Here is a 22,024-nt window from a genome sequence, read left to right as displayed (position 1 = left end):
GGCGCCGAGTGTGATTCACCCGCCTGCCGCCGACCTGAAATTTACCCTGCCCCGGCCTGAAAAGAATTCAGCTAGCTGCGCAGCGCCTCGCGCAGCCATTCGACGAAGGTCGCGCATTCCCAGCGCTCCATGGCGCCCGGCCGCCAGCAGATGAAATAGGCATTCGGCGAGGGAACGCTCACATCCGAAAGCCGCACGAGCCGGCCGCTCTCGAGCCAGGCGCTTCCCAGCTTCAGGTGCATGAGCACCACGCCGAAGTCTTCGGCCGCCGCATCGAGCGCCAGGCCCAGGTCGTGGAACTGGTGCCCGGCGGCCGGCTCGGGCAGGCCGATGCCGCAGGCCTTGAACCAGGTGCGCCAGGCTTCCAGCGGAGTGCGCAGCAACTGCGCGCGGGCAACCTCCGCATCGGTGGCAAAACCGTCGAACGGGCCGTAGCGCTCCAGGTAGGCCGGGCTGCACACCGGTGAAATCTCGTCCGCGAGCAGCTGGAAGAACTCTCGGTCATGAAAAGGCCCGGTGCCGAAACGCAGCTCGATGTCGGCCTCTTCCGCCGTCATGTTGCGCACCGGCGTGGTCACCTGGAGCATGAGTTCGATGTTCGGGTAGGCGTCGCGGAACAGGGCGAGCCGCGGCAGCAGCATCTGGCGCGAGAAGGTGGGCGTTACCGCCACGCGAAGCCGCCGCACCTGCGATTCGGGCTCGCGCCCGGGCACCTGCTGCAGCGCCGCAATGGCTTCGCGCACGCGGGCCAGGTAGGCAATGCCTTCGGCGCTCAGGCTGAAGTCGTTGCCGCTGAAGAACTTGAGCGCCAGCTGCGATTCGAGCTGCCGTATGCGGTGGCTCACCGCGCTGGGGGTAACGCTGAGCTCCTCCGCCGCCAGATTCACGCTGCGCAGACGTGCCACGGCCTCGAAGGCCTGCAGGCCCTGCGTCGAGGGAAGTCGCGTCGAAGCCATGTTGTTGCGTGTCCGGAACGGATGTTATCGACTCGCGGGCAGTGCCGAGGCGGCAGCCAGCGCCTCGAGCAACCGGCGCAGATCGTCCACGGCTTCGCGCGCCAGGGCCGGGCCGCCCATCTGCGCCTTGACGATGGCGCCGTCCACCCCCAGCGCGGCAGCCTGCGCGAGCGCCATGCGCGAAACAGCGCCGGCAGGCAGCAAGCCCGCGATGACCTCGACCATCTCGCGCTTGTGTTCGCGCGCACGCTCGGCGGCGCCTTGCACGCTGCCGCCCACCTCGGCCACCGAGTTGATGAACGCGCAGCCCCTGAAGACCGGGTCGGAGAACCATTCGGCCATGACCTCGGGCAGCAGCAGCAAGGCCTCCGCTCCACCGGCGCGTTCGTGGGCGCCGCGCCGGCCCAGCGCATCGACGAACCATGCCATCCAGCGCGCATGGCGGTGATCGAGAAACTCGCGCACCAGGTCGTCCTTCGACGGAAAGTGCCGGTAGAAGGTGACCTTGGTCACGCCCGAGGCCGCGATGACGCGGTCGATGCCCGTGGCGCGGATGCCATCGGCATAGAAGAGGTCGTGCGCCGTGTGCAGGATGCGCTCGCGCGCGGGCAGTCCGGAGATGTCCATGCCCGTATTGTAGGCATGTAGACAGGTCTGTCTACGTGTGGCACATTGCGGGCCTTCGCCATCCCTTCCTTCCTTTTTCATTCAACGAAAGACCGCCATGGAATCCCGCCCGCCGCTGCCTCCCTTCACCCTTGAAACCGCAACCAGGAAAGTGCAGGCCGCCGAAGACGCATGGAACACGCGCGACCCGGTTCGCGTGAGCCTGGCCTACACACCCGACACCGAATGGCGCAACCGCGCCGACTTCGTCAACGGCCGCGAAGAGGTGGTGCAATTTCTCACCCGCAAGTGGGAGCGCGAGCACGACTACCGCCTGAAGAAGACGCTCTGGGCCTTCATGGACAACCGCATTGCCGTGCGCTTCGAGTACGAGTGGCACGACGCGGCCGGGCAATGGTTTCGCAGCCACGGCAACGAGAACTGGGAGTTCGCCGAGAACGGCCTGATGCAGCGGCGCTACGCGAGCATCAACGACCAGCCCATCGAGGAGTCCGGGCGCAAGTTCCGCTGGGACCGCTGACCGGTCTTGTCCCCTCTACCTCTGGGAGAGGGTTAGGGTGAGGGCCGTCGGCCTGTGCACCGCCGCGCCTCATCCACTGCCGACGTACCCTCACCCCAACCCTCTCCCCCAGGGGAGAGGGAGCAAGTAACCAGGAACGTTTGTTGCTTGCTTTTGGTGCATGGAAACGCCCGTACTCAACCCCACCGCCAGCCACCCGCTCTGGCAGCACCAACTAGGGTTGCTGCTCGAGTCGACCGGCGAGGGCATCTTCGGCATCGACCTGGACGGCCATTGCATGTTCATCAACCGGGCCGGCGCACAGATGCTGGGCCACGAGGCGCGCGACGTGATCGGCAGCAACATGCACGAGCTCACGCACCACTCGCATCCGGACGGCTCGCACTATGCCGACACGGACTGCCCCATCTTCAACGCCTTTCGCCGCGGCCTGCCGTGCCGCATCGACACCGAGGTGTTCTGGCGCCGCGACGGCAGCGCCTTTGCGGTGGAGTATTCGAGCCACCCCATCATGGACGGCGCGCAGGTGCGCGGCGCCGTCATTACCTTTGTCGACATCACCGAACGCCGCCGGCAGGCCGAGGCGCTGCAGCAGGCCAAGGACGAACTCGGCCTGCGCGTACAAGAACGAACGCGCGAGCTGAGCGATGCGCTGGTGCAGTTGCGGGAGCTCTCGGCTTGGCTCGACAAGGTGCGTGAAGACGAACGCACCCGCATCGCGCGCGAAGTGCACGACGAACTCGGCAGCCTTCTGGTGGCGCTGAAGATGGACGTCAACTGGATCGGCAAGCGCCTGGGCGAACAGCAGGAGCGCGCACCCGACGCGGCGCAGGCCATGCGCGAGCAGATGCGCGGCAAGTGCGGCAACATGAGCCAGCTGATCGAGCGCGCAGTCGACAACGTGGGCCGCATCATCACCGACCTGCGCCCGAGCATCCTCGACCACCAGGGCTTGTGGGCCGCGCTCGAATGGCAGGCGCATGAGTTCGTGCAGTCGGCCGAACTCGCGCTGCAGTGGCACTTCGACGTGCCGGCGGGCGTGGAGCTCCCGGAGCCCGCGGCCATGGCGGTGTTCCGCATCTTCCAGGAAATGCTCAGCAACGTCGGGCGCCATGCGAAGGCGCGCAGCCTCGACATCCGCATCGATGTCCAACAGCATCAGCTGCGCATCAGCGTGCGCGATGACGGCATCGGCGCGCCGGCGCAGGCTTTCGAGGCGGCCACCGCCTATGGTGTGCTCGGCATGCGGGAGCGCGCGCGGCACTTCGGCGGGCGCATCGAGATCGAAAGCCATGTGGGCGAGGGCAGCACTTTCTGCCTGCATCTGCCGTTGCCGGTGTAGGCTTCACGAGATGAACGACATCCGCGTACTCATCGGCGACGACCACCGCATCGTGCGCGAGGGCCTCAAGCAGATGCTCGGCGATCTTTCCAACGGACTGCCCTCGATGACGGTGCGCGCCGAGGCGCAGACAGGCCCCGAAGTGCTGGCCGCCGTGCAGGAACTCGGCGGCCCGGAGGGCCTGGACGTGGTGCTGCTCGATATTGCGATGCCCGGCCGGGACGGGCTCGATGTGCTGCAGGCCCTGCGCAAGGACTGGCCCATGCTCCCGGTGCTGATGCTCAGCACCTACCCCGAAAAGCAGTACGCGGTGCGCTGCATCAAGCTGGGCGCTTCGGGCTACTTGAACAAGAGCGCGGACGCCGACGACATGGTGGGTGCGGTGCGCAAGGTGGCGGCAGGCGGCCTTTATGTATCGGCCGCCACGGCCGAAGCGCTGGCTGCGGCTGTGGGCCGCAACGCGGGCAACGGCACGGAACAACTCTCGCACCGCGAGCACCAGGTGTACCGCCTGCTCAGCGCCGGGCGCAGCGTGAGCGAAATTGGTGCGCAGCTTGGCCTGGCGCCCAACACCGTGAGCACTTACCGTGCGCGCATTCTCGAAAAGACCGGCACCAAGAACGACGTGGAGCTTGCGCTGTATGCCGAGCGCCACGGCAAAGCCGCTCCCGCAGCCTGAAAACGAAGCCGGTGGGCACCGGCGTGTAGTGCTGCCCCTACAAAGCCTCGACAACAACTGCACGATCTGCGGTTCATAGGCCTTTCGGCCTCGCGTCCGGCCCGCGCCTTGCATCGTGGCATGCATCTTTTCACCGAGGTGCACCACCATGTCCAGCCCATCCGATTCGACCGCCTGCGATCTCTACGACGCCGACCGGCCACTGAACATGCGCTGCGCCTGCGGCCGCAACCATGGCCGCGGGGCGGAGATCGACGTCAGCCCCGACAACAAGCTCGAGGCCAGCCTCATGAAGGCGCTATTCCCCGTCGACAGCGTGCGCCGCAACTTCTTGCGGGCCGTGGGCGCCAACACCGCGCGCGCCGCCATTGCCTCGGTGCTGCCATTGGGTGCGCTGCAGGCCATGGCGCAGGACAAGGCGCCGCTCGAGAAGACCAACCTCAAGATCGGCTTCATTCCCATCACCTGCGCCACGCCGCTCATCATGGCGCACCCGCTGGGCTTCTATCAGAAGCAGGGGCTCAACGTGGAAGTGGTCAAGACGGCCGGCTGGGCGCTCATTCGCGACAAGATGCTCAGCAAGGAATACGACGCCACGCATTTCCTGTCGCCCATGCCGCTGGCCATTTCGATGGGTGCGGGCTCCAACCAGGTGGCGATGAATGTCGCCACCATCCAGAACACCAACGGCCAGGCCATCACGCTGGCCAACAAGCACAAGGACAAGCGCGACCCGAAGATGTGGAAGGGCATGAAGTTCGCCGTGCCCTTCGAGTACAGCATGCACAACTTCCTGTTGCGCTACTACGTGGCCGAGGCGGGCCTGAACCCCGACACCGACATCCAGATCCGCGTGGTGCCGCCGCCCGAGATGGTGGCCAACCTGCGCGCCGGCAACATCGACGGCTACCTGGGCCCCGACCCTTTCAACCAGCGCGCCGTGTTCGAGGAAATCGGCTTCCTGCACTTGCTGACCAAGGACCTGTGGAACGGCCACCCGTGCTGCGCCTTCGGCACCTCGACGGAGTTCATCGAGAAGAACCCCAACACTTTCGCCGCGCTGGTGCGATCGGTGCTCACCGCTTCGGCCATGGCGCGCGACCCGAAGAACCGCGAACTCATCGCCAAGGTGATTGCGCCCGCGCAGTACCTGAACCAGCCGGAGACGGTGATCAACCAGGTGCTCACCGGCAAGTTTGCCGACGGCCTGGGCAACATCCGCACCGTGCCCGACCGCGCCGACTTCGACCCGATTCCGTGGCAGTCGATGGCGGTGTGGATGCTCACGCAGATGAAGCGCTGGGGCTATGTGAAGGGCGACGTCAACTACAGGCAGATTGCGGAAAAAGTTTTTCTGCTGACCGACGCCAAGAAGCGCATGAAGGAGCTCGGCCAGAGCGCGCCCGATGGTGCCTACCCCAAGTTCACCATCATGGGCAAGGTGTTCGACCCGGCCAAGCCTGACGACTACGTCAAGAGCTTTGCCATCAGCAAGATGGCCTGAGCCATGAACGGCAAGAAGAACCTGTCGCTCAAGGCGGCGCTGGTGTCGCTCCTGATGTTCCTGTTGCTCGTGGGCGCGTGGCAGCTGGCCACCATGCCGGCCGCCGGCAACGGCGCCCCCGCCGGCATGACTGCCGAGCAGATCGAATACCAGAAGATGCTCGGCAAGGACCCGGGCGGCCAGGTCAAGAGCTCGGGCTTTCCGGCTCCGGCGGAAATGGCCGCGACCGCGTGGAAGCACTTGTCGAACCCTTTCTACGACAACGGGCCGAACGACAAGGGCATTGCCGTCCAGCTGGCGTATTCGCTCGGGCGCGTGGGCCTGGGTTTTCTGCTGGCCTGCGTGGTGGCGGTGCCGCTGGGCTTTGCCATCGGCATGTCGCCGCTGCTGCACAAGGCCTTCGATCCGTTCATCCAGGTGCTCAAGCCGATCTCGCCGCTCGCGTGGATGCCGCTTGCGCTCTACACCATCAAGGATTCGTCGGTCAGCGGCATCTTCGTGATCTTCATCTGCTCGGTGTGGCCGATGCTGCTGAACACCGCGTTCGGCGTGGCATCGGTCAAGCGCGAATGGCTCAACGTGGCCAGTACGCTCGAAGTGAAGCCGCTGCGCCGTGCGTTCCGCGTGATATTGCCCGCCGCGGCGCCCACCATTCTCACGGGCATGCGCATCAGCATGAGCATTGCGTGGCTTGTCATCGTGGCGGCCGAAATGCTGGTGGGCGGCACGGGCATTGGCTACTTCGTGTGGAACGAGTGGAACAACCTCTCGCTCACCAACGTGATCTTCGCAATCCTGGTGATCGGCGTGGTCGGCATGCTGCTGGACCAGGCCTTTGCCGGGCTGCAGCGAAAGGTGACCTATGTGGAGTGATCGATCAGCCCGGGGCGCCCTCATGACAGCTGCTTCCAACCCGTTGCCCGCCACCGGCGGCTTCCTGCGCATCGAGGGCCTGGCCAAGGCATTCGCGCCCGCGCGCCCGGTGTTCGCCGACGTGTCGTTCACGCTCGACCGGGGCGAGTTCGTCTGCATCATCGGCCACTCGGGCTGCGGCAAGACCACCATCCTCAATGTGCTGGCCGGGCTCGACCAGGCCAGCGCCGGCCACGTGTTCATGGACGGCCGCGAGGTGGCCGGCCCGAGCCTGGAGCGCGGGGTAGTGTTCCAGAGCCACGCGCTCATGCCGTGGCTCACCGTGCGAAAGAACATCGCCTTTGCCGTGAGCTCGCGCTGGCCCGACTGGTCGGCCGCGCAGGTCGATGTACAGGTGCGGCGCTTCGTGGCGATGGTCGGCCTGGAAGCCGCCATCGACAAGAAGCCATCGCAGCTTTCGGGCGGCATGAAGCAGCGCGTGGGCATTGCGCGGGCCTTTGCCATCCAGCCCAAGATGCTGCTGCTCGACGAGCCCTTCGGCGCGCTCGATGCGCTCACGCGCGGCACCATCCAGGACGAGCTGATGGCCATCGTGCGCCAGACGCAGCAAACCGTTTTCATGATCACGCACGACGTGGACGAAGCCATCCTGCTGGCCGACCGCATCCTGCTGATGACCAACGGCTCCGAGCGGCCCGGTGGCGGCTGGCGCCCCGGCAACATCGCCGAGACCGTGGCCAACCCGCTGCCGCGCGAACGCACGCGCGCCTCGCTGCACCACCTGGACGGCTACTACGCGCTGCGCAACCACATCGTCGACTTTCTCGTCACGCGCGCCAAGGCGTCGTGAGTTTCACTTCACTCATTCCATCCAACTTGATCAGGAGCAAACCCGCATGAACCGCAACGACGTCACCGAGAAGATCATCACCGTGAAGGTCTCCAAAGGCATTCAATGGGCCGACGTGGCCAGGAAGGTGGGCCTCTCCAAAGAGTGGACCACCGCCGCGTGCCTGGGGCAGATGACGCTCGACGACAAGCAGGCGAAGATCATCGGCAAGATCTTCGGCCTGACCGTGGAGGAGCAGAAGTGGCTCAAGGTCGTGCCCTACAAGGGCTCGCTGCCCACGCCCGTGCCGACCGATCCGCTCATCTACCGCTGGTACGAGGTGGTGAGCGTGTATGGCACCACCATCAAGGAACTGATCCATGAAGAGTTCGGCGACGGCATCATGAGCGCCATCGACTTCAGCATGGACATCCAGCGCCAGGCCGATCCGAAGGGCGACCGCGTCAATGTGGTGCTGTCGGGCAAGTTCCTGCCCTACAAGACCTACTGACCCGCGGCCGCTCGGAACACGCGGCCCGTCAGAACGCCGCGTGCTCGGCCGGCTTCGGCCGCCACGCCTGGCGCCGGGGCGCCGAGATGCTGCCGCCTTCGATGGCGCCGGCAATAGAGCGGGCCACGGCGTCCACCGGCACCGCGATGCGCCGCCGCGTGACCATGCGCTCGAAGGTGCTGCAGGCGGCAATGCGGTCGGCCAGCGTGTTGTCAGCCTCATTCACGTCTGGGCGCACCACCGTTACGCGCACCCGCCCGGCATGCTCCTGCCGCAGCCCTTCGGAGATGGCGTCCACTGCGTACTGCGTGCCGCAATACACCGCCGAGTTGGGCGACACGCCGTGCGCGGGCACCGGCGCCACGTTGACGATGTGGCCCCAGCCTTGTTCCTGCATGGTCGGCAGCACCGCCGCAATGCCCAGCAGCACGCCGCGCAGGTTCACGTCGATCATCAGTTCCCATTCATCGATCTTGCGCGTCCACAGCGGCGAGACCGGCATCACGCCCGCGGCGTTCACCAGCACGTCGATGTGATCGTGCTGCTCGAGTGCGAACTCGGAAAATGCTTCCACGTCGGGCCGGTAGGTCACGTCGAGCCGCTGGAAGCTCGCCGTTCCGCCGGCCGCCGTGATTTCTTCGGCCAGTGCCTCCAGCTGGTGGGTGCGGCGCGCGCCGAGCACCACCTTGGCACCGCGCCGTGCCAGCAGCCGTGCAGCCGCTGCGCCAATGCCACCGCTTGCGCCCGTGATAAGGACGACTTTTTCCTGGATTGTGCTCATAAGAAACTCCTCGTGCTGGTCTGTGTGAACCATGGCGCAACGCTGCGCCGGCATGGTGACAAGTCTCGCGCCGATGGTGTCTCGGGCGTTATACGAATCGAACGGCGTTCTTGCCTGATCCTGCAAAACGCGCGTCTTCGGGCTCAGCGCCGCGGTGTACTTTCGCGGTAAAGCACCATTCCGGCGTGGTACAGCACGCCGTCGCGAAAGTCGCCGTCGGCCGTAAAGCCGGTGTCGTCGACGTAGTCGATGTGATCGCCGCGCAGCGTGTAGCGGCCCTGGTAGGCGCTGCGGCGGTTGCCGCGCGCCTCGTCGTAGCGGCCGCCCGGCAGCAGCTCGTGGCGGATGTAGCCGTCCTTGGTGACCCACATGCCGACATAGCGGTTCTGATCGGTCGGCGCGCGGGCCGGTTCGGTTTGCGAGTGCGATGGCGCCGAAGCCATTGCCAGGGAGAGCGAGAGTGCGGCCAGGGTGCTGCCGCTGCGGTGCGTGGTGCCGGTGGACATGGTGTGCGCCTTTCTTTCGATGGGGTGGATCGATCAGCCGGTTTGGCTTCTCGTGCCAGTCCATTGTGAAAAGAGCACCCCTGCGAGCGGTATCCGCTTCGTGTCGATTTTTTGCCCAATTCTGCGGAAGTCTGCGGAAGTTCTGCGGAAGAATAGAGCGCCCTGAGGCCCGCCATTGAAAACCTCCAGACGCCGAACCATGCATATCGCTTTGGGAGTCGCCGCATTCGCAGCGTTGCTCGTGCTGGCGGGCATCGTCTACGAGCGCCTGGGCCAGTACCGGGCCGCACGGGACTTTCCTCCGTCCGGAACAATGGTCGACATCGGCGGCCGGAGAATCCAGCTGGATTGCCGGGGCTCGGGCTCTCCCACCGTCGTGTTCGAGGCGGGGCTGAGCGTCGAAGGTTCGCTGAGCTGGTCCGCCGTCCAGCCCAGGATCGCCGCCCACACGCGCGCCTGCGCGTACAGCCGCGCGGGCCTGATGTGGAGCGATTCTTCGAGCGCCCCCCACAGCGCCAAGCAGGTGGCGCAAGACCTTCGTGCAGCGCTGGCCAAAGCCGGCGAGCGCGGTCCCTTCGTGCTGGTGGGCCAGTCCATCGGGGCCCTCTATGCCATGGGCTTTACGAGGCAGTTCGGCCCGGAGGTCGCGGGGCTTGTCTTCGTCGACCCCTCGCATCCGGAGCAGGTCGAACGGGTGGCGGGCTTCATGACCGAGTCGCGGTCCATGTTGTCGCGGGTCGGTGTGGCGCTTGCGTGGACCGGTGTGCTGCGCGCGGCGGCCCCGGTGCTTCTGCCCCGGCCGCCGCAGCGGACTGCACGCGATGCACAGGCCATGCAGGCAGTATGGGCCTACGCGCCCAAGTCATTGGCCACGCAGCTCGCGGAGAGCGATTCGACGGACAGCACGCTCGCCGAGAGCCGGGACTTTCGGGATCTGGGCAGCCGGCCGCTGGTGGTGCTCACGGCAATGGCTCCCTACACCGATGCCGAACTCCGGGGAATGAAGATCACGCCGGAGCAAGGCACGCAGGTCCAGGCCATCTGGAAGCAGCTGCATGAAGAGCAGGCGACCTGGTCATCCCGAAGCACCCACCGGGTGCTGCCGAGTTCAGGGCACAACATCCAGCTCGAAGATCCGGATGCGGTGGTCGAAGCGGTGCTGTCGGTGGTGCGTGCGGTGCGCGCTGGCGGACCTGCCGGGTCCCCGTGACGATTGCACGGCAACGAGCCGATTCACGACGATGTTGTTACTCCCCGCTTTGCTCTCCGGTGAATAGAGTCATCTTGCCGGCGCCATCAAAGGCGCCACAAGGATTGGCGATGACCCACGACGACGCATGCAAAGCTCCCACCACCCGCGATGACCACGCTCCCGGCCGAGCCAAGCACGCAATGCAAATCTTGAGAAGCATTGCGCTGTGCAATGCATATATCGAGCGCGGCAACGACGTTCATGCGCTCACGGCGGCGCTGATGTTGCCCTGCTACCAGGCCGAGTTCAGAAATCTGGCGCTCGAACTGAATGAGGTGGAGGGGCGCGAACTCAGGGCCGCTCTTGCGGCCTGGCCCGTTGCGCTCAACCCGAATATCCCGCCAGCCTCGGCAGGAGCAGCACCATGTCCGGCCACACGGTCACCAGTGCCAGCGCGCCCAGCATGACCATGAGAAAGGGAAAGGTCTCGCGGATCAGCACCATCAGGGACACGTTCGCGATCTTGGCCATCATGAACAGCAGCAGGCCATAGGGCGGTGTCACCAGCCCGATCATGATGTTCAGCACCGCCATCACGCCGAAGTGCACGGGGTCGATGCCCAGTGCGGTGGCGGTCGGCAGCAGCACCGGCAGCATGATCAGGATGATCGTCGAGCCCTCGAGGAACGCGCCCATCACCAGCAGCAGAACGTTGACCAGCAGCAGAAAGCCGAGCGGGGAAAGATCCAGCCCCTTCATTGCCGTGCTGAGCGTCGCGGGAATGTTCTCGGAGGTGATGACGTAGTTGAACACCATCGCCCCCGCGATGAGCATCCCGATCGAGATGCTCATGCGCGCACTGGAGAGCAGCGACTGGTACAGGTCGGCCCAGCGCATGCTGCGATACAGCCCCGCCGAAATGAGCAGCGCGTAGGCGGCGGCAAGGCCCGCCGCCTCGGTGGGCGTGGTCACGCCGCTGTACAGGCAGCCCAGCAGAATGACGGGCAGCATGAGCGCCGGCAGCGCCTCGCGGGTAATGCGGGGCATTTCGCGCAGCGGCACCCGCGGCTCGACCGGAAAGCGGCGCCGGCGCGCCAGCACATAGATGAGGCCCATCTGCACCACGCCCAGCAGCAGGCCCGGCAGCAGGCCGGCAATGAACAGGTAGCCGATCGAAGTTCCGGACACCAGCGCATACAGCACCAGGGGAATGGAAGGCGGCAGGATCGGCCCGATCACGGACGACACCGCGCTCAACGCGGCGGCAAAGCCCGGCGTGTACTTGCCGTTCTTGGTCATCATCTCCTGCATCAGCTTGCCCGAGCCCGCCGCGTCGGCCAGCGCGGAGCCGGACATGGTGGCGAACACGATGCTCTGCAGCACGTTCACCTGCGCCAGCCCGCCCGGAAAGCGGCCCACGATGGCGTTGCAGAAGCGCAGCAGCCGGTCCAGGATGCTGCCCGAGCTCATGATGGTGGCCGCCAGGATGAAGAGCGGAATCGCCAGCATCAGAAAGCTGGAGTAGGTGCCGTTCAGCAACTGCTCCGCTGCGGCGCCCATGTCCATGCCCTTGAGGTACAGGTAGAGAACGGAGCCGCCGATCATCGCGTGGCCGATGGGCACGCCCAGGAGACTGAGCGCCACGATCACGTAGAGCGCCAGCGAAAAAGGACTGGTGAAATTCACAATGCGGATGAGGAAGAAGAGGGTGGTTCGTCCGTCAGCGGCGCGGGCCCGCGAACGAGTTGGCGCAGGCTCCGGGCAATCACCGCCACGACGAAGACCAGGTAGATGGCGTACATCACGTCCATGCGAATGCCGAGATACGAGCTCTTCTCGACCTTCATGAAGCTCACGTAGGCGTACGAGGCCGGCAGCGACATGCCGAACAGCACGATCACGCCCAGCGCCGCAATGGCGCCGACGATGCGGCGCATGCGCGGGCCGGCATTCGCGGCGACGAAGTCCATGCGGATCTCGTCCGAGTCCTTCAGCACGAAGGCCGCGCCCCAGAGCACCAGCCACAGCCACGCCGCCAGCGAAACCTCGGAGGTCCAGCCCACCGGCCAGTTGAACAGGTAGCGCAATGCGATCTGCACGATGAACGCGACGAAGATCACTCCCAGGAAAAGCGCTGCAACCGCTTCGGCGAAGCGGTGCAGCAACGAAAGCGCGCGGTCGAACATGGCTTTCGGGTTACTTCATGGCGTTGATCTTGTCGAGCATGCCGGGCGGCCAGTTCTTCGCATCGTCCGAGGCCAGGTAGGCCTTTTGCGCGTACTCGCGAAAGGCGTTGATGTTGGGCACATACACCTCAAGGCCCTGCTTGCGGAAGCTCTCGGCCAGCTCGGCCTCGCGCTTCTGGTGCTCGGCCGTGCTCCAGGCAATGGCCTTGTCCGCGGCAGCCTGGAAGCTGCGCTGCTTGGCGGGCGCCATGCCCTGCCAGGTCTTCATGTTCACCGTGAGCAGGTCGAAGGCCACCAGGTGCGAGGTCAGCACGATCTGCGACATCACCTCGTTGAACTTCATGTTCTGCACATTGGGCAGCGGGTTGTCCTGGCCGTCGATGGCGCCCGTCTGCAAGCCGGTGTAGGTCTCTGCGTAGGCCATGGGCGTGGGGTTGGCGCCGAGCGAGCGGCCCAGCATCTGCCAGGTGTCGCCGGGCGGCATGCGCAGCTTTACGCCGGCCAGGTCGGCGGGCGTGCCGATGCGCTTCTTCGTCTTCAGGCCCACGTGGCGCGTGCCGAAGAAGGTCGGCCCGAGGATCTTCACCTTCAGCTGGTCTTCCACCATCTTCTTCATCTGCGCGCCCAGGTCGCTCGCGAAGAACTTGCCGAGGTGATCGGGGTCGCGGAACAGGTAGGCCGAGGTGAGCAGCGACCAGGCCGGCACCTGCTTGGAAATATCCTGCGGCGCGATGTTGCCCATCTCCAGGTTGTCGCGCTGCAAGGCGATGAGCTCGGTGCCCTGGCGGAACAGCGTGGAGTTCAGGAACATCTCGACCTTGTAGTCGGCCTCGATGTCCTTGGCGAACATCTTCATCATGTCGGCGCGGATGTCCTTGTCCGAAAACACCGCGGCAAACCGCAGCGTAGGCTGCGCCTGGGCGCCGGCCGGCAAGACGGCGCCCGCGGCCAGCGCGGCCCCTGCGCCCAGCAGCGTGCGGCGATCGATGGAAAAGGTCATGGTGGTCTCCTGTCGTGTTGTGATGATGAAGCGGTAACTCGGGGAACTCAGGCCGCCGGCGCAGCCGCCAGGCGCTGCGCCAGCGCCCGGATCGCCAGCTCGTAGCCGAACGGGCCAAAGCCGCAGATCACGCCCGTGGCGGCCAGCGACACCAGCGAGTGCTGGTAGAGCGTATCGCGGCGGTGGATGTTGGTGATGTGCACTTCGGCGATGGGCTGGTCGAGCGTCTTGAGCGCATCGAGCAGCGGAATGGAGCGGAACGACAACCCCGCCGGATTGATGGCGACGGCCGCGGCGCGCTCGCGCGCCTCTTGCACCCAGTCCACCATCACGCCTTCGTGGTTGGTCTGGCGAAACTCGCAGTCCAGGCCCAGCTCGCCGGTCACGCGGCGGCACAGTTGTTCCACCTGCGCCAGCGTGGTGCTGCCGTACAGGTGCGGCTCGCGCACCCCCAGCAGGTTGAGGTTGGGGCCGTTGAGGATGTAGACGATGGAACTCATGCGGCCGATTCTTTGGCGCGGCCACGAAAGACTTTCCAAACTGGAAACAGCTTTCATAATGCAGGATATGAGCATTTCACTCGACCGCGGCCTTTCGATGGTGGAACACCTTGCGCGGCATCCGCAGGGGCTGCCGCTCACGCTGCTCGCGTCGGAGCTCGACATTCCGCTCGGCGCCTGCCACCGCTTGCTGGCCGACCTGCAGCGCTGCGGCTACGTTCGCCAGACGCGCAAGCAGGGCGACTACGTGCTGACGACCAAGGTGGTGTCGCTGGGTCTCGGCTTCCTGAGCGGCGCCGGCATCGTGAACATTGCCGAGCCGCTGCTGGAGCGGCTTGCGCAGGCATCGGGCGAACTGGTGCGCCTTTCGATCGTGGACGAAGACCGCCTCACCTGGGTGGCCAAGTCGCAGGGCACACGGCAAGCGGGGCTGCGCTACGACCCCGACATGGGCATGGATGCGCGCCTGTCGTGCACGTCGTCCGGCCACGCCTGGCTGATGACGCTGACCGATGAACGCGCGCTGGAGCTCGTCTCGCGCCAGGGCTTCGGCACGCCGGCGGAATACGGGCCGAAGGCACCGACCACCATCCGCGCGCTGCTGGGTTTTCTGCATGCGGCGCGGGTGCGCGGCTACGCCATGATCGACGAGGTCTTCGCGCCCGGCATGGCCGCCATGGCCGCGCCCGTGTTCCGCCGCAAGGAGGTGATCGGCGTCATCAGCATTGCCGGGCCACGCACGCGCCTTGGCAGCGAGCGCATGCATGAGCTGGCGCCCGCGCTGCTGGCCGCAACGGCCGAGCTCGGGCCGATCAGCAACGCGTCGAGCCTGTTCGGCCGCCCTTCGCTGGGCAAGGGCTGAGCGGCGCGACCCGGCTTGCCAGACCCGGCTTCTCAGTAAGGCGGCGCCTTGCGCGCCCGCTGCTCGCGCGCGGCGTCGGTCCACCACGCCAGGTCGTCGGCAAAGCGGCCGAACGAGCGCTGGAGAGATTCGCCCGCACTGCCCGTGGGCTTGCCGTCCGCATCGAGCGTTTGCGAGATCGGCCCGACGGCGAGCGTGCTCGAGACGACGACCATGCCCATCTCCGACAGGATCGAATGCCACACGGTGCCCGAGCGCACGCCTGAAAACCGGCCCGCCGAATAGCTGGCAACGGCAGCGGGCCGCCAGAACCATTCTTCCAGGAAGTGGTCGGTGAGGTTCTTCAGCCCGGGCTGCGGGCCCCAGTTGTATTCGCCCGTCACGAAGACGAAGGCGTCCGCGCCGCGAATCTTCTGCGCCAGTGCTTCCATGGGGGCGGGCGCGGTGCCCTTGGGGTACTCCTTGTACATGCGGTCGAGCATGGGCAGGCCCACCGCCTGCGCGTCGATCAGTTCGGCATCGGCACCTCGCGCACCGAGGCCCGCCACCAGGTAGTCGGCCAGGCGAATGCCCATGCGGTCCGACCTGTAGGAACCGTAGAACACCAGGATCTTGTCAGCCATTCGTCGCTCCGTTGTCGAGGCCGGGCGGCCACGGGCGAAGGCTACAACATTGGCATGTCGGCGCATTTGGTAGCAGCATCTTTCGAATCCTCTGGCTACCATTCCGGCATGAACAAGCTGCCTGCTTTTTGCACTGCCGCCATGGTGCTTGCCGCATCGGCCGGCCATGTGTTCGCCGCCCCCTCGGCGCAGGTGCTCGACGCGGTCAAGAAGCCGCAGTCGGTCGATCCGGACTGGCGCGCCCGCCTGTGCGCATTGCTGCCGCAGCCTTGCGACCCGCATGCGCTGGGCTTGTACCGGCTGCGCGGCGCCGCGGCAAACAGCTTTGCAGTGCTCTCGGCCGAGCCGCTGGCCATGGCCCGCGTCAAGCGCGACAAGGACGCGAAGACCTGGCAGATCGAGCGCCTGCACGACTTCAGCGCCTATGTGGCCGGCATGAAGAAAGACGCCGCAGGCGGCATGTCCGACACGCGCCTTTCGCTTGCGCCGGCACTCTATCCGCTGGCCGAAGGGCAATGGGCCATGGCCGTGCTGCAGACCGTGTCCGAGATGTATTCGGGCGGCGGCGCATCGTTCAGCAAGGCCGACTTCGTGCCGCTGGACGACACCCGGGCCGTGCACGAGGGCATTCCTTTCTCTTGCTCGAAGATGATCCGCGCCTGCTTCAGCGAAAAGGAATACAAGAGTTCGAAGCATTGCCACGACGAGAGCAACGGCAGCCTTCGCATCGCCTACGAAGAACCCGGCAAGCCAGGCGGACCCTACAGCTGGCAATACACGTGGCTGCAGAGCGAGTGGCCCGCCAACACACCCGCCAGCGGTACCACCACCACGCGTCTTCACTTCACCGCCAAGACCACCGAAAGAGTGAGCTTCTGCGGCGGACCGCAGTAGCTTCGGGGCGCGTTTCAATCCGCATGCGCCCCTGTGCGCACGCGCCCGAGTGGCACGCATTCTGCTTAGAAGAAAACATCCAGGAGAAATGCCGGCTCGGTGCTTCGAGTTAGTGCATTACCGAAGGCGACAGCCCGTAACGCTCAGGTCCCCAGACTGGATGAACGACTAACGCTGGAGAGCGCTGCCCGGCGTCCTGAACAAAAGGACTCCGAGGGCGGCCGCCGAAGGGGCAAGCCATGCGCGATGAGCGTGCATGGTGAATCTCTCAGGCCAAAGGACAGCAGGGGCATCTCGCGCAGTGCGCGGGGTGGCCTTGCGCGCTTCCGGAGCCTTCTTCTTCATGACCTTTGCCAGAGCGCACCGCGCATCGTTCCCTTCTTCATCGGGTGTGCCGAGGCCTGCGCATGCACGCAGGCGCCTGCCCGAATCGACCCCCGTTTTTCGCTGACTTTCCTCACGATTTTTTCAACCGGAGAACCGAAGATGCTGTCGAAACGAAACCTGAAAGCCGTTGTCGTGAGCGCCATGCTCGCTATTGGCGTTGCAAGCGCGTTCGCACAAGAGGCGGGCAAGGTGCTGCGGGTGGTGCCCCAGTCCGATCTGAAGATTCTCGATCCGATCTGGACCACCGCGTTCATCACGCGCAATCATGGCTATGCCGTGTACGACACGCTCTTCGGCGTGGACGAGCAGGGCAAGGTCAAGCCGCAGATGGTCGACAAGTACACCACCAGCGCAGACGGCAAGACCTGGACGTTCACGCTGCGCAAGGGCCTGGAATTTCATGACGGCAAGCCGGTGACGTCGGAAGACGTGCTGGCGTCGCTCAAGCGATGGGGCCAGCGCGACGGGCTGGGGCAGAAGATGTATGCGGCGCTCGACAAGGCCGAGACCGTCGACGCCAATTCGTTCAAGCTGGTTTTCAAGGAAACCTTCGGCATGGTGCTCGACGCGCTGAGCAAGCCTTCGTCGAATCCGCCTTTCATCATGCCGGCGCGCGTGGCCGCCACGCCGCCCGACAAGCAGATCGACGACGCCACGGGCTCCGGGCCCTACATCTTCAAGAAGGACGAGTACCGCCCGGGCGAGAAGATCGTGTACCTGAAGAACGCCAAATACGTGCCCCGCGTCGAAGCACCCTCGGGCACGGCGGGCGGCAAGAACGTGTATGTCGACCGCATGGAATGGATCATCCTGAAGGATGCGCAAACGCAGGCCAATGCGCTTGCCAACGGCGAGGTCGACATGATCGAGTGGCTGCCGCCCGAGCAGTACACGGCGCTCAAGGGCAACACGTCCATCACGGTCGACAACCCGATTCCCAAGGGCTCGTTCGCGCTGCACCTGAACCACATCATCCCGCCTTTCGACAACCCGAAGATCGCGCAGGCCGCCATCATGGCCATCAACCAGGAGGCGCTCATGCGCGCCCAGATGGTGCACAAGGAGCTCTACAACAGCTGCGCATCGGTGTACCCCTGCGGCACGATCTTCTCCAGCGACAAGACCGGCTACTTCACCGGCAAGCCGCAGTTCGAGAAAGCCAAGGCCCTGCTGAAGGACGCCGGCTACGACGGCAAGCCCGTGGTGCTGATGTACCCGGCCGACTTTGCACTGCTCAACAAGTTTCCGCCCGTGATGGCGCAGCTGCTGAAGCAGGCCGGCTTCAATGTCGACATGCAGTCGATGGACTGGCCCACGCTGGTGACGCGCCGCGCCAAGAAAGATCCGGTCGACAAGGGCGGCTGGAATCTCTTCATCACCGGCTGGGGCATTGCCGACAACATGAACCCGATGTTCTATGCGCCTCTCACGGGCAACGGCGAGAAGGGCTGGTTCGGCTGGGCCACCGACGAGAAGCTGGAGCAGCTGAAATCCGACTTCCTCGCAACGGCCGACGAACCCCGGCGCAAGGAGCTGGCCACGGCCATCCAGCAGCGCGTGTACGACACCGGCATCTACGCGCCCATCGGCGAATACAAGCCGCTGACCGCCTACCGCAAGGCGGCGGTGAGCGGCGTGGTGCGCTCGCCCGTTGCCGTGTTCTGGAACATCAAGAAGAACTGACGGGCGCTCTTTTCTGGAAACCCCATGCTGATCTTCCTTGCGCGCCGAATCCTGTCGACCGTGCCGGTGCTTGTCATCGTTGCGCTGATCGTGTTTCTCATGCTCCGGCTGGCACCCGGCGATCCGGCGGCCGCCATCGTGGGCGACAGCGGCACCAGCGAGAACATCGCCAAGGTGCGCGAGCAGCTGGGGCTGAACGAATCCCTTCCCGTGCAGTTTCTGCACTGGAGCGGCCGGCTGCTGCAAGGCAACCTGGGCGAGTCCTACTTCATGAAGAAAACGGTGGTGGAGCTCATCGGCCAGCGCATCGAGCCGACGGTGTCTCTCGCGGCGGTGACGCTGGTGGTCACCATCCTCGTCGCGGTGCCGCTCGGGGTTGTTGCCGCCTGGCGGCACGGCGGCTGGCTCGACCGCATGCTGATGGGCTTTTCGGTCATGGGCTTTTCCATACCGGCGTTCGTGATCGGCTATGTGCTCATCTGGATCTTTGCGCTGCACCTGCAGTGGCTGCCGGTGCAGGGCTACCAGCGGCTGAGCCAGGGGCCGCTGCTCTGGATCAAGCACCTCATCCTGCCGTCGATCACGCTGTCGATCATCTACGTGGCGCTGATTGCGCGCGTCACGCGCGCGGCCGTGGCCGAGGCGATGACCGAGGACTACATCCGCACCGCGCGCGCCAAGGGCATCTCGGAAAAACGGGTGCTCATGCGGCATGCGCTTGCCAACGCGGCAATTCCCATCGTCACGGTGATCGGGATCGGCATTGCGCTCTTGATCGGCGGGGTGGTGGTTACCGAAACCGTGTTCGCCATTCCGGGCCTCGGCCAGCTTACGGTGGATGCGGTGCTGTCGCGCGACTTTCCGCTGATACAGGGCATCACGCTGTTCTTTTCAGTCGTCTATGTGCTGGTCAACCTGCTGATCGACCTGAGCTACCTGGTGTTCGATCCGCGCATTCGCTATTGAGGCGCAAGAAGAAGCAAACACATGACCGATTCACTTGCCACTCCCATGCCTGCAGGCGAAGCCATCGTAGAACCGTTGCCGCCGCCCAAGCGCCGGTCGCTGCTCAAGCGCATCCTGGCCGACTGGTCGGTACGCGTCGGCGGCGGCGTGCTGCTGCTGCTGGTGCTCATCTCGCTTGCCGCGCCATGGCTCGGCACCATCGACCCGACCGCCATCGACCCCGGCAGCGGCAACCTCTTGCCCGGCACGCGCGGCGAGTTCAACAGCCTGGCGGGCGACACCTTCGAGCACCTGTTCGTCATGGGCACCGACAGCCTGGGCCGCGACATATGGAGCCGCACCCTCTACGGTGCACGCGTGTCGCTTACCGTGGGCGTGTCGGTGGCCGTTCTGGCGGTGGTGTTCGGCATGCTCGTCGGTTTGCTGGGCGGCTACTTTCGGCGGCTCGACAGCGCAATCATGCGGCTGATGGACGGCGTCATGGCCATCCCCGGCATTCTGTTCGCGATCAGCCTGGTGGCGCTGTTCGGCGGCAAGCTGCTGACGGTGGTGGTGGCCATTGCGGTGCCCGAGATTCCGCGCGTGGCGCGCCTCGTGCGCTCGGTGGTGCTTACCGTGCGTGAAGAACCTTATGTGGAAGCAGCCATTGCGCTGGACACGCCGACGTGGAAGATCCTTGTGCGCCACATCCTGCCGAACGCCGTTGCGCCGCTCATCATTCAGGCGACCTATGTGTGCGCCTCGGCGATTCTTGTCGAAGCCATCCTCTCGTTCCTCGGTGTCGGGCTGCCGGCCGACATGGCCACCTGGGGCAACATCATGGCCGAGGGCAGGGCGCAGTTCAACCAGTTCCCGCACAACGTGCTGTTCCCCGGCATCTTCCTGGCGCTCACGGTGCTGGCGGTCAACATCCTCGGCGACGGGCTGCGCGACACGCTCGATCCCAAGTTCAACAAGCGCGGGGGCTGAACATGGCGCAAGCACCTGTTCTTTCCGTTCGCGACTTGGCCATTTCGCTCCCGCGCGGCGGCGACCGGCCGCATGCGGTCGACAAGATTTCATTCGACGTACCGCCCGGAAAAATCGTCTGCCTGCTCGGAGAGTCCGGCTCGGGCAAGTCGGTCATTGCCAACGCGGTAATGGGGCTGCTGCCTTCCGGCCTTGTACCGGTGCGCGGCACCGTCGAGCTGCAGGGCGAAAACCTGCTGGCCGCAACTCCCGCGCGCCTGCGCCAGCTGCGCGGACCGTCGATGGCCATGGTGTTCCAGGAGCCCATGACCGCGCTCAACCCGGTAATGACCTGCGGTGCGCAGATCGACGAAATGCTGGCGCAGCACGTGCAGATGGGCTCGGCCGAGCGTCGGAAAAAGATCATGGCCATCATGGCGCGCGTCCGGTTGCCCGAGCCCGAACGCATCTACGCTTCGTATCCGCACCAGCTTTCGGGTGGGCAGCGCCAGCGCATCGTGATTGCGATGGCGCTCATCCTCAAGCCCGTGCTGCTGATCTGCGACGAGCCGACCACCGCACTCGACGTGACCACGCAGGCCGAGATACTGCGGCTCATCCTGGAGCTGCAAACCGAGAACGGTACGGCCGTGCTCTTCATCACGCACGACTTCGGCGTGGTTGCGGAAATTGCCGACGAGGTGGTGGTGCTGGAGCTGGGCGCCATGATCGAGAAGGGCGACAAGATGGCGGTGCTCACGGCCCCGCGCGAGCCCTACACACGGATGCTGCTCGACGCGGTGCCCGAGCTCTCGCCGCCGCGCCGGCCGCCGGTGGTGGACACCTATCCCCTGCTCAACGCGGTGAACATCTGCAAGACCTACATCACGGGCAGCTGGCCCGGCAAGCGCCGCACGGTGAATGCGGCGCGCAATGTGTCACTCGAAGTGAGGCCCGGCGAAACCGTGGGCATCGTGGGTGAATCGGGCTCGGGCAAGTCGACGGTGGCGCGTTGCATCGCGCGGTTGATCGACCCGAGCTCGGGCGACATCTTTGCCGACGGCCGCTCGGTGGCGCATGTCAAAGGGCGCGCGCTGTCGCCGTTCCGGCGCACGGTGCAGGTGATTTTCCAGGACCCGTACCGTTCGCTGAATCCGCGGCAGACCGTGGGTGCCTCGATCGTAGAAGGCCCGGTCAACTTTGGAACGCCCTACGAGCAGGCGTGGGCGCGCGCCGAAGAGCTGATGCGCCTTGTGCGCCTTTCGCCCGATGCGCTTCGCCGCTACCCCAGCGAGTTTTCGGGCGGGCAGCGCCAGCGCATCTCGATTGCGCGCGCGCTGGCCTGCGATCCCAAGGTGCTGATTGCCGACGAGGCCGTGTCGGCACTCGACGTTTCGGTGCAGGCGCAGATCCTTCGCCTGCTCGACGAGATCCAGCAGCGGCTGAAGATCGGCATTCTCTTCATTACCCACGACCTGCGCGTGGCCAGCCAGATCTGCGACAGCGTGCTTGTCATGAGCCAGGGCGAGATCGTGGAGCGCGGTTCGGTGCGCGACGTGTTCTTCGCCCCGAGCCACGACTACACGCGCAAACTGCTGGCAGCGGCGCCGGGCCGCGACTTTGCCTTTGCACGCAGCTGAAATTCTTCGTTCGTC

23 protein-coding genes and 1 riboswitch are annotated in these 22,024 nt (G+C 65.4%); of the genes, 14 read left to right on the top strand and 9 right to left on the bottom strand.

All coding sequences use genetic code 11. From position 1 onward, the window contains the following. Positions 1 to 71: 71 nt before the first annotated feature. Positions 72 to 956: a LysR substrate-binding domain-containing protein gene (locus V9L21_RS04360; RefSeq protein ID WP_337309471.1), complete on the bottom strand. Its 885-nt coding sequence runs from the start codon at positions 954 to 956 to the stop codon at positions 72 to 74. Positions 957 to 980: 24 nt separating this feature from the next. Further along, a complete protein-coding gene (locus tag V9L21_RS04355) occupies positions 981 to 1,583 on the bottom strand; it encodes a TetR/AcrR family transcriptional regulator (RefSeq protein WP_337309469.1) in 603 nt (200 codons plus the stop codon). A gap of 97 nt (positions 1,584 to 1,680) precedes the next feature. On the opposite strand from V9L21_RS04355, the gene V9L21_RS04350 reads away from it, so the two are divergent. From V9L21_RS04350 to cynS, 7 genes are all read left to right on the top strand, one after another. After that, on the top strand, positions 1,681 to 2,103 hold the full coding sequence (locus V9L21_RS04350) for a nuclear transport factor 2 family protein (protein WP_337309468.1): 423 nt from the start codon (positions 1,681 to 1,683) through the stop codon (positions 2,101 to 2,103). 160 nt (positions 2,104 to 2,263) lie between these two features. Beyond that, positions 2,264 to 3,445, top strand: coding sequence for a sensor histidine kinase (locus tag V9L21_RS04345; RefSeq protein WP_337309466.1), 1,182 nt, complete (start codon positions 2,264 to 2,266; stop codon positions 3,443 to 3,445). A 10-nt stretch (positions 3,446 to 3,455) separates the two neighbouring features. Beyond that, positions 3,456 to 4,124 (top strand): response regulator transcription factor, encoded by a 669-nt coding sequence (locus V9L21_RS04340; protein WP_337309465.1) that lies wholly within the window; start codon positions 3,456 to 3,458, stop codon positions 4,122 to 4,124. Positions 4,125 to 4,272: 148 nt separating this feature from the next. Next, on the top strand, positions 4,273 to 5,628 hold the full coding sequence (locus V9L21_RS04335) for a CmpA/NrtA family ABC transporter substrate-binding protein (RefSeq protein ID WP_337309463.1): 1,356 nt from the start codon (positions 4,273 to 4,275) through the stop codon (positions 5,626 to 5,628). 3 nt (positions 5,629 to 5,631) lie between these two features. After that, complete coding sequence (ntrB, locus tag V9L21_RS04330; protein WP_337309461.1) at positions 5,632 to 6,501, top strand: nitrate ABC transporter permease; 870 nt, start codon at positions 5,632 to 5,634, stop codon at positions 6,499 to 6,501. Between the two features lie 22 nt (positions 6,502 to 6,523). Beyond that, positions 6,524 to 7,351, top strand: a complete 828-nt coding sequence (locus V9L21_RS04325; protein WP_337309459.1) for an ABC transporter ATP-binding protein — start codon at positions 6,524 to 6,526, stop codon at positions 7,349 to 7,351. A 46-nt stretch (positions 7,352 to 7,397) separates the two neighbouring features. Further along, positions 7,398 to 7,841, top strand: coding sequence for a cyanase (cynS, locus tag V9L21_RS04320; RefSeq protein WP_157612740.1), 444 nt, complete (start codon positions 7,398 to 7,400; stop codon positions 7,839 to 7,841). A gap of 28 nt (positions 7,842 to 7,869) precedes the next feature. Here the strand turns inward: cynS and V9L21_RS04315 are convergent, their stop codons facing one another. Both V9L21_RS04315 and V9L21_RS04310 read right to left on the bottom strand, forming a co-directional pair. Next, on the bottom strand, positions 7,870 to 8,622 hold the full coding sequence (locus tag V9L21_RS04315; RefSeq protein ID WP_337309456.1) for an SDR family oxidoreductase: 753 nt from the start codon (positions 8,620 to 8,622) through the stop codon (positions 7,870 to 7,872). 143 nt (positions 8,623 to 8,765) lie between these two features. Further along, on the bottom strand, positions 8,766 to 9,128 hold the full coding sequence (locus tag V9L21_RS04310) for an Atu4866 domain-containing protein (RefSeq protein ID WP_337309454.1): 363 nt from the start codon (positions 9,126 to 9,128) through the stop codon (positions 8,766 to 8,768). A 199-nt stretch (positions 9,129 to 9,327) separates the two neighbouring features. Here V9L21_RS04310 and V9L21_RS04305 point away from each other — a divergent pair, with 199 nt between their 5' ends. Continuing rightward, positions 9,328 to 10,338, top strand: coding sequence for an alpha/beta fold hydrolase (locus V9L21_RS04305; protein ID WP_337309452.1), 1,011 nt, complete (start codon positions 9,328 to 9,330; stop codon positions 10,336 to 10,338). 366 nt (positions 10,339 to 10,704) lie between these two features. Here V9L21_RS04305 and V9L21_RS04300 read toward each other — a convergent pair whose 3' ends face one another. Genes V9L21_RS04300 through V9L21_RS04285 form a run of 4 tightly spaced genes read right to left on the bottom strand, consistent with a single transcriptional unit; the run spans position 10,705 to position 14,006 of the window. Then, complete coding sequence (locus tag V9L21_RS04300) at positions 10,705 to 12,006, bottom strand: TRAP transporter large permease (RefSeq protein ID WP_337309451.1); 1,302 nt, start codon at positions 12,004 to 12,006, stop codon at positions 10,705 to 10,707. Next, on the bottom strand, positions 12,003 to 12,506 hold the full coding sequence (locus tag V9L21_RS04295; protein WP_337309450.1) for a TRAP transporter small permease: 504 nt from the start codon (positions 12,504 to 12,506) through the stop codon (positions 12,003 to 12,005). Before V9L21_RS04295 ends, V9L21_RS04300 begins: the two co-directional genes overlap by 4 nt. Positions 12,507 to 12,516: 10 nt before the next feature. Then, complete coding sequence (gene dctP, locus V9L21_RS04290) at positions 12,517 to 13,506, bottom strand: TRAP transporter substrate-binding protein DctP (protein ID WP_337309448.1); 990 nt, start codon at positions 13,504 to 13,506, stop codon at positions 12,517 to 12,519. A 47-nt stretch (positions 13,507 to 13,553) separates the two neighbouring features. Further along, complete coding sequence (locus V9L21_RS04285; RefSeq protein WP_157612752.1) at positions 13,554 to 14,006, bottom strand: type II 3-dehydroquinate dehydratase; 453 nt, start codon at positions 14,004 to 14,006, stop codon at positions 13,554 to 13,556. 67 nt (positions 14,007 to 14,073) lie between these two features. Between V9L21_RS04285 and V9L21_RS04280 the strand changes: the two genes are divergently transcribed. After that, complete coding sequence (locus tag V9L21_RS04280; RefSeq protein ID WP_337309446.1) at positions 14,074 to 14,868, top strand: IclR family transcriptional regulator; 795 nt, start codon at positions 14,074 to 14,076, stop codon at positions 14,866 to 14,868. 32 nt (positions 14,869 to 14,900) lie between these two features. Here the strand turns inward: V9L21_RS04280 and V9L21_RS04275 are convergent, their stop codons facing one another. Then, positions 14,901 to 15,491 carry an NADPH-dependent FMN reductase gene (locus V9L21_RS04275; RefSeq protein ID WP_337309443.1) on the bottom strand — a complete coding sequence of 197 codons (591 nt, stop codon included), beginning with the start codon at positions 15,489 to 15,491 and terminating at the stop codon, positions 14,901 to 14,903. A 108-nt stretch (positions 15,492 to 15,599) separates the two neighbouring features. On the opposite strand from V9L21_RS04275, the gene V9L21_RS04270 reads away from it, so the two are divergent. The 5 genes from V9L21_RS04270 to V9L21_RS04250 all read left to right on the top strand — a co-directional run bounded on the left by V9L21_RS04270 (position 15,600) and on the right by V9L21_RS04250 (position 22,009). Beyond that, the gene (locus V9L21_RS04270) at positions 15,600 to 16,385 is read left to right on the top strand and encodes a hypothetical protein (RefSeq protein ID WP_337309441.1); all 786 of its coding nucleotides are present in this window, start codon (positions 15,600 to 15,602) and stop codon (positions 16,383 to 16,385) included. Positions 16,386 to 16,549: 164 nt separating this feature from the next. Beyond that, positions 16,550 to 16,679: riboswitch (glycine riboswitch) on the top strand. 192 nt (positions 16,680 to 16,871) lie between these two features. Continuing rightward, positions 16,872 to 18,455, top strand: coding sequence for an ABC transporter substrate-binding protein (locus tag V9L21_RS04265; RefSeq protein WP_337309439.1), 1,584 nt, complete (start codon positions 16,872 to 16,874; stop codon positions 18,453 to 18,455). A gap of 24 nt (positions 18,456 to 18,479) precedes the next feature. Further along, a complete protein-coding gene (locus tag V9L21_RS04260; RefSeq protein WP_337309437.1) occupies positions 18,480 to 19,421 on the top strand; it encodes an ABC transporter permease in 942 nt (313 codons plus the stop codon). 21 nt (positions 19,422 to 19,442) lie between these two features. Next, complete coding sequence (locus V9L21_RS04255; protein ID WP_443304498.1) at positions 19,443 to 20,390, top strand: ABC transporter permease; 948 nt, start codon at positions 19,443 to 19,445, stop codon at positions 20,388 to 20,390. A 2-nt stretch (positions 20,391 to 20,392) separates the two neighbouring features. Then, positions 20,393 to 22,009 (top strand): ABC transporter ATP-binding protein, encoded by a 1,617-nt coding sequence (locus tag V9L21_RS04250; RefSeq protein WP_337309435.1) that lies wholly within the window; start codon positions 20,393 to 20,395, stop codon positions 22,007 to 22,009. The last annotated feature ends 15 nt before the right edge of the window (positions 22,010 to 22,024 follow it).

Source organism: Variovorax sp. CCNWLW235, from assembly GCF_037204085.1.
Lineage (GTDB): Bacteria > Pseudomonadota > Gammaproteobacteria > Burkholderiales > Burkholderiaceae_C > Variovorax.
Note: the sequence above shows the minus strand (reverse complement) of the source record. Positions and strands in the feature narration are given on the sequence as shown.